Here is a 13,393-nt window from a genome sequence, read left to right on the forward strand (position 1 = left end):
CGGATCTCAGGGCCGTACGGATCTCAGGGCCGTACGGATCTCAGGGGCGTACGGATCTCAGGGGCGTGAAAGAAAGGTGGGCCGGTCCGCTGTCGCGGAGCCGGCCCACCCGGGGCATGGGGTCGGTACGGAGGGTCAGCCCAGCGCCAGCCAGGCGACGGCCGCCAGGACGACGATCACCGCGACGACGCCGACGATCAGGCCGACCCGCGGGCCGCCCGACGCGGCCGCGGCCTGCGGCTGCTGCCGCTGCGGGGTGCCCTCGTCGACGAAGGCGCGGAACATCTGCGTGCTGCCGGCGGGGTCGTAGCCCTCGGGACCCTGAGGGGGCTGGCCCTGGCCGTACGGTGCTTGGGGGTTGTGTGCCATGGGCCAGGACCCTAGCGAAGTCGGGATGAGGGGCCCAAGCCCCGGCTCCGACCAACCGCCTTTGCCGATTCTTTAGCGCCGTTTGACCGATTTAGTTTGCCTGAAGCAACCATCCATCTCTATGGTTGCCCTAAGCAACAAGATGGACGGGGGTGCCCGATGGCGACACGGAACAGATACGAGGAACTCGCCCGCTCGGTGAGCGCGATCGGCGCCGTGAAGCGCGGCCTCGCCCGTGTCCTGCCCGTCGACTGCCAGGGCGGCTCGGCCGCCGTGCTCGCCCTGGTCAACCACCACGGCGCCATGCGGACGAGCAGGCTCGCCGAGCTCATGGCCGTCGACATGTCGGTGTGCAGCCGCCATGTGGCCCACACCGTGGAACACGGCTGGATCGAGCGACTGCCCGACCCGGACGACAAACGCTCCCGCATCCTGCACCTCACGGAACCGGGCCGCGCGATGCTCGACGAGCTCGACCGCCGAGTGACCGAGGCCTTCTCCCGACACCTCGCGGAGTGGACCGACGACGACGTCGACCAGCTCACGCACCTGCTCGCCCGCCTCCGCGACTCCTTCGGGGACTGCCGGGCCCACCACGCTTGAGAAAAAGGAAGTTCATGGCCACGACCACGCCCGACACCGGTGCGCGGAACGGCGTCACCGGTACCGGCGGTGGCGGCGAGACCGCCCCGATGACACACCGACAGATCATGGAGGCGCTGTCCGGGCTGCTGCTCGGCATGTTCGTCGCCATCCTGTCCTCGACGATCGTCTCCAACGCCCTCCCCCAGATCATCACCGACCTGGGCGGCGGCCAGTCCGCCTACACCTGGGTGGTGACCGCGGCCCTCCTGTCGATGACCGCGACCACCCCGCTCTGGGGCAAGCTCGCCGACCTCTTCTCCAAGAAGCTGCTCGTCCAGATAGCCCTGATCGTCTACGTCGCGGGCTCGGTCGTCGCCGGTCTCTCGCAGAGCACCGGCATGCTCATCGCCTGCCGCGTCGTCCAGGGCATCGGCGTCGGCGGCCTGACCGCCCTCTCCCAGATCATCCTGGCCGCGATGATCGCCCCGCGCGAGCGCGGCCGCTACAGCGGCTACCTCGGCGCGACCTTCGCCGTCGCCACCGTCGGCGGCCCGCTGCTCGGCGGCGTCATCACCGACACCGACTGGCTCGGCTGGCGCTGGTGCTTCTACGTCGGCGTGCCCTTCGCGATCATCGCCCTGATCGTCCTGCAGAAGACCCTGAAGCTCCCCGTGGTGAAGCGCCAGGTCAAGGTCGACTGGGCCGGTGCCCTCTTCATCAGCGCCGCCGTCTCCCTGCTCCTCATCTGGGTGACCTTCGCGGGCGACAAGTACGACTGGATGTCCTGGCAGACGGCCGCCATGGTCGGCGGCGCGATCCTCCTGGGCGCGGTCTTCCTGCTCGTCGAGTCGAAGGCGAGCGAGCCGATCATCCCGCTCCGCCTGTTCCGCAACCGGACGATCACGCTCGCCTCGCTCGCCTCGCTCTTCGTGGGCGTCGCGATGTTCGCCGGCACGGTCTTCTTCAGCCAGTACTTCCAGCTGGCGCGGAACGAGTCGCCGACGATGTCCGGCGTCCTCACCATCCCGATGATCGGCGGCCTGTTCGTCTCCTCCACCGTCTCCGGTCTCGTCATCACCAAGACCGGCCGCTGGAAGGCCTGGCTGGTCAGCGGCGGTGCCCTGGCCGCCGGCGGTCTCGGGCTGCTCGGCACGATCCGCTACGACACGGCGTACTGGCACATCGCGCTCTTCATGGCGGTCCTCGGCCTCGGCCTCGGCATGATGATGCAGAACCTGGTGCTCTGCACCCAGAACCAGGTGGCCCCCGCCGACCTCGGCGCCGCCTCCTCCGTCGTCACCTTCTTCCGCTCCCTCGGCGGTGCGATCGGCGTCTCGGCGCTCGGCGCGGTCATGGCCCACCGGGTCACGAACTACGTCAAGGAGGGCCTGGCCGAGCTCGGCCCGAAGGCCGCGGCCGCCCTGGGCAAGGGCGGCTCGGGCGGCGGCATCCCCGACATGGACAAGCTGCCGGCCCCCATCCGCACGGTCATGGAGGACGCGTACGGCCACGGTGTCGCCGACGTCTTCCTCTACTCGGCGCCGTTCGCGCTGCTCGCCTTCGTGGTGACGCTGTTCATCAAGGAGGTCGCGCTGAAGAGCAACAAGGCGGAGTCCTCCGACGAGGCAGCCGAAGCGAAGGCCTAGGAAAGGCTCCCGGCCGCGCTTCGAGCGGAGGCGCGGCCGGGTCGGGTACGGAGCGGCGGGCAGGGGACGGCCCGCCGCTCCGTCTTTTCTTCCGCCGGACTTTTCTTCCGCCGGACCGTCAGGCGCCTTCGGCCTCGCGCGCGACCATGACCTCGATGCCGGCGATCAGGACGTCCAGGGCGTAGACGAAGTCGCGGTCCCAGATCTCGCTGAGGTTGCCGTGCGAGGTCCGCTCGTCGAGGATCTCGCCGAGGACCTCGGCCCGGCCCGTGAACTCCGGGTCGTTCCGGAAGGCGTTCACCGAGTCCACGTAGAACTCGTCCTGCGACATGCCCGCCTCGGCGGCGCGCCGGCCGAACCGGGACTCGATCGTCCCGTAGCCGTACACGAACTGGAAGACCGCGGACGTCGCGCTCGGCCGGCGCTCCAGCGGGAGGCCGGTCTCCGCGACCGTCTCGTGGATCTTGTGTCCGACGGCGATCGCGTTGGGGCCGATGTTCAGGTACTGGCCGGCGCTCGGCGACATCCAGGGGTGGCGGACCAGCATCTTCCGGTACTCCCGGGCGAGGACGCGCATCCGGTCCCGCCAGTCCCGGGCGGCGTCGACCGCCGCGAGGTCGAACTCGCCGTAGACGCTGTCCATGGCGAACTCGATGATGTCGTCCTTGGTGTCCACGTACCAGTAGAGGGACATGGCCGTGACGCCCAGCTCGGTCGCGAGCTTGCGCATCGACAGCTTGGCGAGGCCCTCCTCGTCGAGCATCCGGACCGCGGCGGCGACGATCCGGTCCCGGTCGAGCCCGGCCGGGCCCCCGCCGCTGCGGGTGGCCCGCTTCTCCAGCCACACGCTGGAACGCGCCGGGTTCTTGGCCCGTTCGGCTGCCTTGACCATCGCGTTCCTCCGTCTGTCAGCGGTCCGTCACCATGCTAGGCAGCGAGCGGCTCTTCGGGCGCCAGGGCCTTCTCCGCGCGCTCGGCCCGCTTGAGCAGGGCCGCCGCCAGGAGGCCGCCGGCGAAGACGGCGATCGCGCCGACGAGCTGGCTGGTCTGGAGGCCGGAGGCGAAGGCGTCGGAGATCTGCCGCCGCTCGGCCTCGTCGCCGGCGGCGGCCAGGGCGGCCGGGAGCGAGGACGCGGTCACGGCGACGAGCGCGGCGAAGCGGGCGTTGAGCACGGCGCCGAGGACGGCGACGCCCAGACCGTTGCCGAACTCCGCCAGGGTGCCGTTGATCCCGGCGCCCACGCCCGCCTTCTCCGGCGGGATCGCGCTCATCAGGGCGTTGGCCATGGCCGGCGAGGAGACGGCGATGCCGAAGCCCATCAGGACCAGGCCGAGCAGCATCCCGCCGTAGCTGCCGTCCGTGCCGCCGCCGAGCAGCGCGATGGAGGTGAGACCGGCGGCGACCAGCGTCATGCCGAGGACCACGGTGGGCGGGGTGCCGAGCTTCATGACGATCTTCGGGCCGACGCCGGTCAGGTTGAGGCCGACGATCGTCAGGGCGAGGGGCGCCATCCGGAGGCCGGCTTCGAGCGGCTCGTAGCCGAGGACGAACTGCAGGTGCTGGGTGAGCAGGAAGAGCGAGCCCCCCATGCCGAAGACGACCAGGATCGAACCGCCGACGGCACCGATGAACTTCTGGTTCCGGAAGAAGTGCATGTCGAGCATCGGGTGCGGGGTGTGCAGCTCCCACAGCGCGAACGCACCGAGCCCGAGGAGGCCGACGGCCGCCGGGACCAGGACCTGGGCGGAGGTCCAGCCGTGTCCGGGGCCGCTGATGATCGCGTACACGACGGCGGTCATGCCGATGGTGGAGAGCAGCGCGCCGAGCAGGTCGGGGCGCTCGCCCTGGGGGTTCTTGGACTCCGGGACGAGCTTGAGGACGGCGACGAGGGCGACGGCCGCGACCGGGAGGTTGATCAGGAAGATCATTCCCCACCAGAAGTGGTTCAGGATCACGCCGCCGATCAGCGGGCCCCCGGCGAAGCCGAGCGAGGCGACCGTGGACCAGAGCGCGATGGCCTTGACCCGCTCCGAATCGTCGAAGATCTGCATCACGACGGCGAGGGTGGTGGTCATCAGGAGCGCGCCGCCGACGCCCATGCCCGCGCGGGCGGCGATCAGCTGCGCGGTGGAGCCGGCGAGGCCGGCGGCGAGCGAGCCGAGGCCGAAGAGCGCGAGGCCGGCGGCGAGGAGCTTCTTGCGGCCGTAGCGGTCGGCGGCGTTGCCGGCGGTGAGCAACAGGCCGGACTGGACGAGCGAGTACGCGTTGATCATCCACTGGATGTCGCTGGTGGACGCGTGGAGTTCGGAGGTCAGGGAGGGGATGGCGACGCTGAGCACGGTGTTGTCGAGCAGCACCGTGAGCTGGGCGAGGCAGATGACGCCGAGGATCAGCCAGCGCTGGGGATGGCCGCCGCCGGTGGCTGCTGTCATGGAAGAAACTCCTTGTACGGTGTACGAGGCCGGGACTCGTACACCGTACAGGAGCTTCTCTTACACCGTATAGGAGTTATTTCCTCCGAGTGAGGTCGTAGAGGGTGGCGCCGTCGACGGTGACCTTCTCGAAGGTGCTCTCCACCCACGAGGTGATCGCGCTGCCGCCGCCCATGCCTCCGCCGGAGGCGATGAAGTAGTGGATCCTCCCCTCGGCGACGTACTGCTCGAACCGGGCGAGCGTCGGAGAGGGGTCGCTGCCGTTGAAGCCGCCGATCGCCATGACCGGCTTCTCCGTGGCGAGCTGGTAGCCGGCGGCGTTCTGCGCGCCGACCGCCGCCGCGACCCAGGTGTACGCGTCGGCGTCCGCGAGGAGGGCGGCCTTCGCCTCCGCACCGACACGGGCGCCGTCGAGGAGGCCTCCCATGCCGCCGCCGGGCCTCTCGCCCCGGGCCGCCCCCCAGGGCATCCCCTGGGGCATCCCCTGGGGCGGGGCGCCGGCGGGCGTCCCGCCCCCCTGGCCCCGACCGCCCGGCAACTGACCACCCGGCACCTGACCGCCCCGGCCACCAGGCGTCCGGCCGAACGGTGGCATCATCCCGCCACCCTCGAAGGATCGGCCGCCGCCCGGGCCCCGGCCGCCCGCCGCGCCGCCCGCCGGGCCCGCCGTCACGATCGAGCCCTGGTGCCCCGAGCCCACCGTCGCCAGGGTGTACGCGAACGGCCCCGCCAGCCCCGCCGCCAGACCGAGCCCCGCGAGACCGAACCCGAGGCGCCGGTCGACCCGGCCCGCGAACAGCAGCCCGAGCGCCGCGACGGCGCCCGCCACCAGGACCGTCCCCCGCAGCCACGGCAGCCAGTCCGGCGTACGGCCGAGCAGCGTCCACGCCCACCAGGCCGTCATGGCCACCGTCACCGCGAGGGCCGCCGAGGCGGGCCACCGGGTCCGCTCCTCCCACAGCACGGCCGCGCCCGTGCCGACCAGCGCCGCGAGGTACGGGGCCAGGGCCACCGTGTAGTACTCGTGGAAGATGCCGGCCATGAAGCTGAAGACGGCGAGCGTCATCAGGAGCGAACCGCCCCACACCAGGAACGCCGAGCGCGCCGTGTCCGTACGGGGCGCCCGCCAGGTGACGACGAGCCCGGCGACCAGCAGGATCAGCGCGGCCGGCAGCAGCCAGGAGATCTGACCGCCGACCGACTCGTTGAACATCCGGCCGATCCCGGTCTCGCCCCAGCCGCCACCGCCGCCACCGGGACGGCCGAACGGCTCCATGCCGGCCGGCAGGTTCTCGGCCGCCCCGCCGGGGCCGCCCCGGCCCCCGCCGCCGACGCTGCCGACCTCGTCGCCGTTGAGCCGGCCGAGGCCGTTGTAGCCGAAGGTCAGCTCCAGGAAGCTGTTGTTCTGGGAGCCTCCGACGTACGGACGGGAGGACGCCGGCCACAGTTCGACCAGGGCCACCCACCAGCCCGCCGAGACGAGCACCGCGAGCCCGCCCAGGGCGAGCCGGCCGAGCCGCCTCCCGAACCCGCCCGGCGCGCAGGCCAGGTACACGAGCGCGAGCGGCGGAAGGATCAGGAAGGCCTGGAGGGTCTTCGCGAGGAACGCGACGCCGAAGGCCACGCCCGCCCCCACGAGCCACCTCGCGGCGCCCCGGTCCCGCTCCAGGGCGCGCAGCACGCAGTACGCCGCGACCGTCATGAGCAGCGCGAGCAGTGCGTCCGGGTTGTTGAAGCGGAACATCAGCGCGGCGACCGGCGTCAGCGCGAGGACCGCGCCCGCGATCAGGGCCGCCCCGGCGGAGAACCGGCGCCGGACGGCCGCGTGGAGCACGGCGACCGTGCCCACCCCCATGAGCGCCTCGGGCACGAGGATCTGCCAGGAGCCGAGGCCGAAGAGGCGGACGGAGAGGGCCATCGGCCAGAGCGCGGCCGGCGGCTTGTCGACGGTGATGGCGTTGGCCGCGTCGAGGGAGCCGAAGAAGAAGGCCTTCCAGCTCTGGGAGCCCGCCTGGACGGCGGCGGAGTAGAAGGAGTTGGCGTAGCCGGAGGCGCTGAGGTTCCACAGGTGGAGCAGCGCCGTGGCGACGAGCAGGCCGAGGAGGGCGGGCCGGGCCCAGGGGCGGTCCTCGGCGCGTCCGCGCCACAGCCGGGCGAGCCGGCCGGTGCGGGGCGCCGCGGGGACGGCGGCGGGCAGGGTGGTCATCGGTCGTTCCTTGGGGTCGGCCGCTCGGGAAAGACCCAGAGGCGGAAGAGGAGGAAGCGCAGGACGGTCGCGGCCAGGTTGGCGACGATCAGGACGGCGAGCTCCGTGGAGTGCGCCGGATCGCCGGTCGCCGCGCCGAGGGCGGCGAGCGAACCGCTCGTCAGGGCGAGGCCGATGGCGAAGACCACGAGCCCCTGCGCCTGGTGGCGGACGGCCCGGTCCCGTCCCCGTACGCCGAAGGTGAGGCGCCGGTTGGCGGCCGTGTTGGCGACGGCGGAGACGAGGAGCGCGGCGGCGTTGGCGGACTGTGGGCCGACGCCGAGGCGGAAGGCCGAGTACAGCGCGAGGTAGCAGAGCGTGGACAGGACCCCGACCACGCAGAAGCCGACGAGCTGCCGGGCGAGGCCGCCCGGCACGCCGTTCAGCTCCCGGTCCCGGGGGTCGTCGCCGAACGGCCGGGCGAGCCGGTCGAGGGGCAGCGAGCCGGTCGCGAGGGCCCGCCCCACCCGCCACACGCCCTTCAGGTCGTCGGTCGCCGTCCGCACGATGCGGACGGTCGAGTCGGGGTCGTCGACCCAGTCCACCGGCACCTCGTGGATGCGCAGCCCGGCCCGCTCGGCGAGGACCAGCATCTCCGTGTCGAAGAACCAGCCGGTGTCCTCCACCATCGGCAGGAGCCGCTCGGCGACCTCCCGCCGTATCGCCTTGAAGCCGCACTGCGCGTCGGAGAACCGGGCGGCGAGCGAGGAGCGCAGGATCAGGTTGTAGGCCCGCGAGATGAACTCCCGCTTCGGCCCGCGCACCACCCGCGAGGAGCGGGTGAGCCGGGAGCCGATCGCGAGGTCCGAGTGGCCGGAGATGAGCGGCGCGACCAGCGGGAGCAGCGCGTTGAGGTCGGTGGACAGGTCCACGTCCATGTAGGCGAGGACGGGCGCGTCCGAGGCCGACCACACGGTCCGCAGCGCCCGGCCGCGGCCCTTCTGTTCGAGCCGTACGGAGCGCACCTCGGGCAGTTCGGCCGCGAGGGCGGCGGAGACGGCGGGCGTCGTGTCGGTGGAGGCGTTGTCGGCGACGGTGATGCGGAAGCCGTACGGGAAGGTCTTCAGGAGGTGCTCGTGGAGCCGGCGGACGCACGGCTCCAGGTCCTTCTCCTCGTTGTGGACGGGGATCACCACGTCCAGGACGGGCCGTCCGGCGACGTCCACCGGCAGGTGCTCCCGGGCGGGGAGGGCTTCCCCGATGGTTTGGGTTCGCATGACAGGGACCCTCCCGGGCCCCGCTGTCACGGCCGTGTGATGAGCCTGTGGCGCGCCTGTGAGTCCGGCGCCCGCGCGGTCGGCACTTCTGGATCCGGCACCTCTGGGTCCGGCACCTGTGCGGTCGGCGCCTGTGAGTCCGGCGCCTGTGCGGTCGGCACCTCCCCGTCCGGCGCCTCTGGGTCCTGCCCGGCGTTCTGTGCGGCGGGCAGCCGGACGGTGAAGACGGTCCGGCCGGGGGCGCTGTCGACGCCCGCCTCTCCCCCGTGCGCGAGCACGACCGCGCGGACGATGGCGAGGCCGAGGCCGGTGGATCCGGCGTGCCGGGAGCGGGAGGCGTCACCGCGCGCGAAGCGCTCGAAGACGGTGGGGAGCAGTCCGGGCGCGATGCCGGGGCCGTCGTCCTCGATCTCGACGAGGACGGCCCCGGCCTCCGCAAGGACGCGGGCGGTGACCTCGGTGCCGGGCGGGGTGTGGGTGCGGGCGTTGGCGAGGAGGTTGACCAGGACCTGCTGGAGCCGGGCGCCGTCGGCCCGTACGACCGCGCTGTCCGTGGGCAGTTCGAGGCGCCAGTGGTGCTCGGGTCCGGCGGCGCGGGCGTCGCTCACCGCGTCCACGAGGAGCGGGACGAGGTCGGTGGTCCCGTACGAGAGGGGGCGCCCGGCGTCGAGCCGGGCGAGCAGCAGGAGGTCCTCGACCAGACCGGTCATCCGGATCGCCTCGGACTCGATCCGGCCGAGGGCGTGCCGGGTGTCGGGGCCGCACTCCTCGCGGCCGCGCCGGGTGAGCTCCGCGTAGCCCCGGATCGAGGCGAGCGGGGTGCGCAGCTCGTGGCTGGCGTCCGCGACGAACTGCCGTACCCGGGTCTCGCTCTGCTGGCGGGCGTCGAGGGCCGAGTGGACGTGGTCGAGCATCCGGTTGAGGGCCGCCCCGACCTGCCCCACCTCGGTGCGCGGGTCGGCCTCCGCCTCCGGGACCCGCTGATGGAGCGCCACCTCTCCGCTGTGCAGGGGGAGCCGGGCGACCTGACGGGCGGTGGCGGCGACCCGGCGCAGCGGACGGAGGGCGACCCGGACGAGCACGGTCCCGGCGAGCGAGGCCGCGACGAGCCCGGCTCCGGTGACGCTCAGCTCGACGAGGACGAGGGTGGAGAGGGCGTCCTCGACCTCGGCGAGGGGGATGCCGGTGAGGAACGCGCCGTGGGCCCCGACGGCGTACCCGACCCGGTACGCGCCGAGTCCGCCGGGCAGTTCGACGGTGTGCCGCCGGTCGTCACGGGGGACGGCGGCGAGCACGGCCCGCTGGCCCGCGTCGAGTTCCTCGATCCGGAACTTCGGGCCGTACACGCCGCTGTCGTCGGACTCCGCCTGGTACCCGGCGGAGGAGACGCCGTCGTCCGTGAGGACGGCACCGAGCGTGCCGGCCGGCACTCCCGGACCGACGACGAAGGCGAGCGGCTCACGGTTCCGCACCGGATCGGGCGCGACCATCACGCCCGGCGGCCCGGAGGCCCGGTTCGAGAGGGCCCGCACCTGCTCGTCGGCCTGTGCGTACAGGTACGAGCGGAACGCGATGGTCGTCACCGCCCCGATCACCGCCGCGACGACCGCGATCAGCGCGACCGCCGAGACGACGAGCCGTGTCCGCAGCGACCACGGGCGTCCTCGCCGTAGGCGCACGGGGGTTACTCCCCCGGCTTGATCAGATAGCCGGCCCCGCGCCGGGTGTGGATCATCGGCGAGCGACCGGCGTCGATCTTCCGGCGGAGGTAGGAGATGTAGAGCTCGACGACGTTGGCCTGGCCGCCGAAGTCGTAGGACCAGACCCGGTCGAGGATCTGCGCCTTGCTGAGCACCCGCCGAGGGTTGCGCATGAGGTAGCGCAGCAGCTCGAACTCGGTCGCGGTGAGGTGGATGGAGTCACCGCCCCGGGTGACCTCGTGGCTGTCCTCGTCGAGGGTCAGGTCCCCCACGGAGAGCAGTGACTCGCTGCGCGTCTGCGCGGCCCCCGACCTGCGGATGAGGCCGCGCAGCCGGGCCACGACCTCCTCCAGGCTGAAGGGCTTGGTGACGTAGTCGTCGCCGCCGGCGGTGAGCCCGGCGATGCGGTCCTCGACGGCGTCCTTCGCGGTCAGGAACAGCACGGGCACGTCGGGCAGTTCGCGGCGGATCGAACCGAGCAGGCTCAGCCCGTCGGCGTCCGGGAGCATGACGTCGAGGATGACCGCGTCGGGCCGGAACTCGCGCGCGGCGCGGAGGGCGGCGGCTCCGTCCCCCGCACTGCGGACCTGCCAGCCCTCGTAGCGCAGGGCCATGGAGAGCAGCTCGGCGAGCGAGGCCTCGTCGTCGACGACGAGGACCCTGACGGCGGTTCCGTCGGCTCGGCGCATGTCGGCGTGGGTGCCGGTGCGGGCGCTGGTGCTTGGCGTGGTCACGGTCATGGCTCCCACGGTGGGGGCCGCCGCTGAGAGGCCTCTTTCCCTTTCCTGTGAATTCCCTGAGAAAGGTCGTCCAGAAGCCTTCAGGAGATCAGTGACTCAAGGTTTCACGTGAAACGTCCTGTTTCACGTGAAACGGGATTTTTCACGCCCACCGGCATTCTTCGTGTCAACCGACGTGTTTCACGTGAAACAGCGCGGCGCCGTTCTCGTACAGCACCCGCCGGAGCCAGTCGTCGCCGAGGCCGAGGCGTTCGAGGGAGTGGAGTTGGTGGACGTACGGATACGGGATGTTCGGGAAGTCCGAGCCGAGGAGGATCCGGTCACCGAGGTCGAGGAGCCGCTTGCGCTCGGCCTCGGGGAAGGGCGCGAGCCGCTCGCTGAAGTCCGTGAAGGCCATGGTGGTGTCGAGGTGGACGCCCTCGTAGCGCTGGGCCAGGTCCAGGAAGTCGCCGTACTCGGGCATCCCCATGTGCGCGACGATCACCCGCAGCCTCGGGTGGCGGGCCAGCAGCCGCCCCATGGGTCCGGGCCCGGTGAAGTTTCCCGGGACGGGTCCCGAGCCGCAGTGGACGACGACGGGGGTGCCGCTGTCGGCGAGGGCTCCCCAGGAGCTGTCGAGTTCGACGGCGGTCGGGTCGAAGCCGCCCACCTGGAGGTGCACCTTGAACACCCGGGCTCCGGCGTCGAGCGCCTGGAGGACGTACGCGTCGACCCCCGGCTCGGGGAAGAACGTCGCGGTGTGCAGACAGTCGGGGGTGCGGGCCGCGAAGTCGGCGGCCCAGGAGTTCAGCCAGGCGGCCATGCCGGGCTTGTGCGGGTAGAGCATCGCGGTGAAGGCGACCACGCCGAACCCGCGCAGGAGGGCGAGCCGGCGCTCCTCCTCCTCGCGGTAGGTGATGGGCCACTCCACTCCCGTGAGGGGCCCGACGGCGTCGAAGTACGCCCAGACCTTGTCGAGGACGTTCTGCGGCATGAAGTGCGTGTGCACGTCGACGAGTCCGGGGAGCCCGAGCCGTTCCAGGAGGGCCGGGATGTCGTCACTTCCGCTCATGGCCGTAGCTCCGCTCGACCTTGCCGATGTGGACGCTGTAGCTGTCGTACCAGTGCTTCCGCCCGTACGCCTTGGCGGCCTGGTGCTCGGCGTGGAGGCGCCAGGCGTCGAGGGACTCCAGGTCGCGGAAGTAGGCGACGGTGATGCCGATGCCGCCGGGCGTACGGGCGGACTCGTAGCCGAGGAAGCCCGGGACGTCCCGGACGATCTCCTGCATCCGGGCGGAGGTCTCGGCGTAGCCCTCGGGGGCGTCGGGACGGACGGAGGTGAACACGGCCGTGTAGTAGGGCGGTTCGAGGCCCGCCACCAGCTTCGGGGTCATGTGATCACCCTCGTCGCGACGGCGACGTGATGTCCACGGTGGCCGGGGAAAGGGATCCAAGACTTTACGAAGGCCGGCCCGGCCCTCAGAAGAGCTCCTCCTGGGCGCTCTCGGCCACCGGAACCGCCGCCGTCACCGGCACCGAGAAGCTCTCCCCCTCTCCCGCGGCCTCGAGGACCCAGCCGCGCATGAGCCGGGTGTCGAGGACGAGGCAGCGCCCGTCGGGGGCGAGGAGGTGCAGGTCGGGCCCGGCGGCGGCGAGCAGCCGCCCGGTGACGACGCCGCCGCCGACGAGCTCGGCGATCGTGCCGTCGAGCCGCGGCAGCCCGTCGAGACGGAACGCACCCGCCTGGTCCCGTGCGGCGAACTCCAGCGGTTCCAGGGTCTCCGTCCAGCCGCCGACGGTCCGCGCGCGCCGGTACAGCTCCTCGACCTCACGGGCCCGTTCCCCGGCGGGCGGCAGGGCGTGCCGGGCGGCCCGCTTGCGCTCGTACGCCACCCGGTCGGGCACGCCGAGTGCCTGCCGCAGCACCTCCTCGGTGCGCCGGGCGGCCATCAACGGGCCCCGGCCGAGCCAGCTGAACACGACGGCCCCCTGCTCCAGGAGCCGGGCTTCGCCCCGGGCCTCGGCGGTGATCCCGACCTTGGTCATCCCGGGGCCGAACCAGGCCAGGTAGACGTGGTACGGCTGCGGATCGTCCGCGACGGTGTCGGCCGCGACGGAGTGGGCCCGGTCGAGCCGCGCGCACTCCGGGCACCGCCCGCCGGTGGACCGGCCGGGCACGACGGCCTCCAGGGGGCAGGGGTTTCCCCGGGCGCCGGGGCACCGCCGGACGCCGACGGCCCGGAAGGCGAGCCGCTGCCCGTACGCGAGCGTGCTGACGCGCCCGCCCCGCCACCGCAGCCCGGGCGCTCCGCCGGCCCAGTCGATCCCCCGAGCCCACCACTCCACGCCGCCGCGCCTCCCTGTACTCCCCGGACGCCGTCCAGTCTCCGCCTCCGCCACGTCCGCTTCCAGTCCCCGGCCCGGAGCCCCGGGGCCGCTCCACCGGCGCCTTCGGCCTGGCCGACGCGCCGGCCGGGGC

At 72.5% G+C, this 13,393-nt stretch carries 11 protein-coding genes and 1 pseudogene; 2 read left to right on the forward strand and 10 right to left on the reverse strand.

Annotation, left to right across the window (positions count from 1 at the left end; translation table 11 throughout):
• Positions 1–135: 135 nt before the first annotated feature.
• Entirely contained in the window at positions 136–369 is a 234-nt protein-coding gene (locus IE180_RS03735; protein ID WP_030685489.1) for a hypothetical protein, read from the reverse strand.
• 159 nt (positions 370–528) lie between these two features.
• On the opposite strand from IE180_RS03735, the gene IE180_RS03740 reads away from it, so the two are divergent.
• Together IE180_RS03740 and IE180_RS03745 are read left to right on the forward strand one after the other, a co-directional pair.
• Complete coding sequence (locus IE180_RS03740; RefSeq protein WP_190155299.1) at positions 529–972, forward strand: MarR family winged helix-turn-helix transcriptional regulator; 444 nt, start codon at positions 529–531, stop codon at positions 970–972.
• A gap of 89 nt (positions 973–1,061) precedes the next feature.
• A pseudogene (locus IE180_RS03745) lies at positions 1,062–2,591 on the forward strand (MDR family MFS transporter); the annotation flags it as partial.
• Positions 2,592–2,718: 127 nt separating this feature from the next.
• On the opposite strand, the gene IE180_RS03750 reads toward IE180_RS03745, so the two are convergent.
• The 9 genes from IE180_RS03750 to IE180_RS03790 all read right to left on the reverse strand — a co-directional run bounded on the left by IE180_RS03750 (position 2,719) and on the right by IE180_RS03790 (position 13,260).
• On the reverse strand, positions 2,719–3,492 hold the full coding sequence (locus IE180_RS03750; protein ID WP_190155301.1) for a TetR/AcrR family transcriptional regulator: 774 nt from the start codon (positions 3,490–3,492) through the stop codon (positions 2,719–2,721).
• Positions 3,493–3,527: 35 nt separating this feature from the next.
• Positions 3,528–5,033, reverse strand: a complete 1,506-nt coding sequence (locus IE180_RS03755) for an MFS transporter (protein WP_190155302.1) — start codon at positions 5,031–5,033, stop codon at positions 3,528–3,530.
• A gap of 76 nt (positions 5,034–5,109) precedes the next feature.
• Positions 5,110–7,239, reverse strand: a complete 2,130-nt coding sequence (locus tag IE180_RS03760) for an ArnT family glycosyltransferase (RefSeq protein WP_190155303.1) — start codon at positions 7,237–7,239, stop codon at positions 5,110–5,112.
• Positions 7,236–8,495: a bifunctional glycosyltransferase family 2/GtrA family protein gene (locus IE180_RS03765; RefSeq protein WP_190155304.1), complete on the reverse strand. Its 1,260-nt coding sequence runs from the start codon at positions 8,493–8,495 to the stop codon at positions 7,236–7,238. Before IE180_RS03765 ends, IE180_RS03760 begins: the two co-directional genes overlap by 4 nt.
• A gap of 26 nt (positions 8,496–8,521) precedes the next feature.
• Positions 8,522–10,174, reverse strand: a complete 1,653-nt coding sequence (locus IE180_RS03770; protein ID WP_190155305.1) for a sensor histidine kinase — start codon at positions 10,172–10,174, stop codon at positions 8,522–8,524.
• A gap of 5 nt (positions 10,175–10,179) precedes the next feature.
• Positions 10,180–10,935: a response regulator transcription factor gene (locus tag IE180_RS03775; protein ID WP_308434355.1), complete on the reverse strand. Its 756-nt coding sequence runs from the start codon at positions 10,933–10,935 to the stop codon at positions 10,180–10,182.
• A gap of 166 nt (positions 10,936–11,101) precedes the next feature.
• Complete coding sequence (locus tag IE180_RS03780) at positions 11,102–11,986, reverse strand: amidohydrolase family protein (RefSeq protein WP_190155306.1); 885 nt, start codon at positions 11,984–11,986, stop codon at positions 11,102–11,104.
• Positions 11,973–12,308 carry an antibiotic biosynthesis monooxygenase family protein gene (locus IE180_RS03785; RefSeq protein ID WP_190155307.1) on the reverse strand — a complete coding sequence of 112 codons (336 nt, stop codon included), beginning with the start codon at positions 12,306–12,308 and terminating at the stop codon, positions 11,973–11,975. The genes IE180_RS03780 and IE180_RS03785 overlap by 14 nt, the downstream gene beginning before the upstream one ends.
• An 85-nt stretch (positions 12,309–12,393) precedes the next feature.
• Positions 12,394–13,260 (reverse strand): DUF2797 domain-containing protein, encoded by an 867-nt coding sequence (locus IE180_RS03790; RefSeq protein ID WP_190155308.1) that lies wholly within the window; start codon positions 13,258–13,260, stop codon positions 12,394–12,396.
• Between the last annotated feature and the right edge of the window lie 133 nt (positions 13,261–13,393).

Source organism: Streptomyces litmocidini, assembly GCF_014649755.1.
Classification (GTDB): Bacteria; Actinomycetota; Actinomycetes; order Streptomycetales; family Streptomycetaceae; genus Streptomyces; species Streptomyces litmocidini.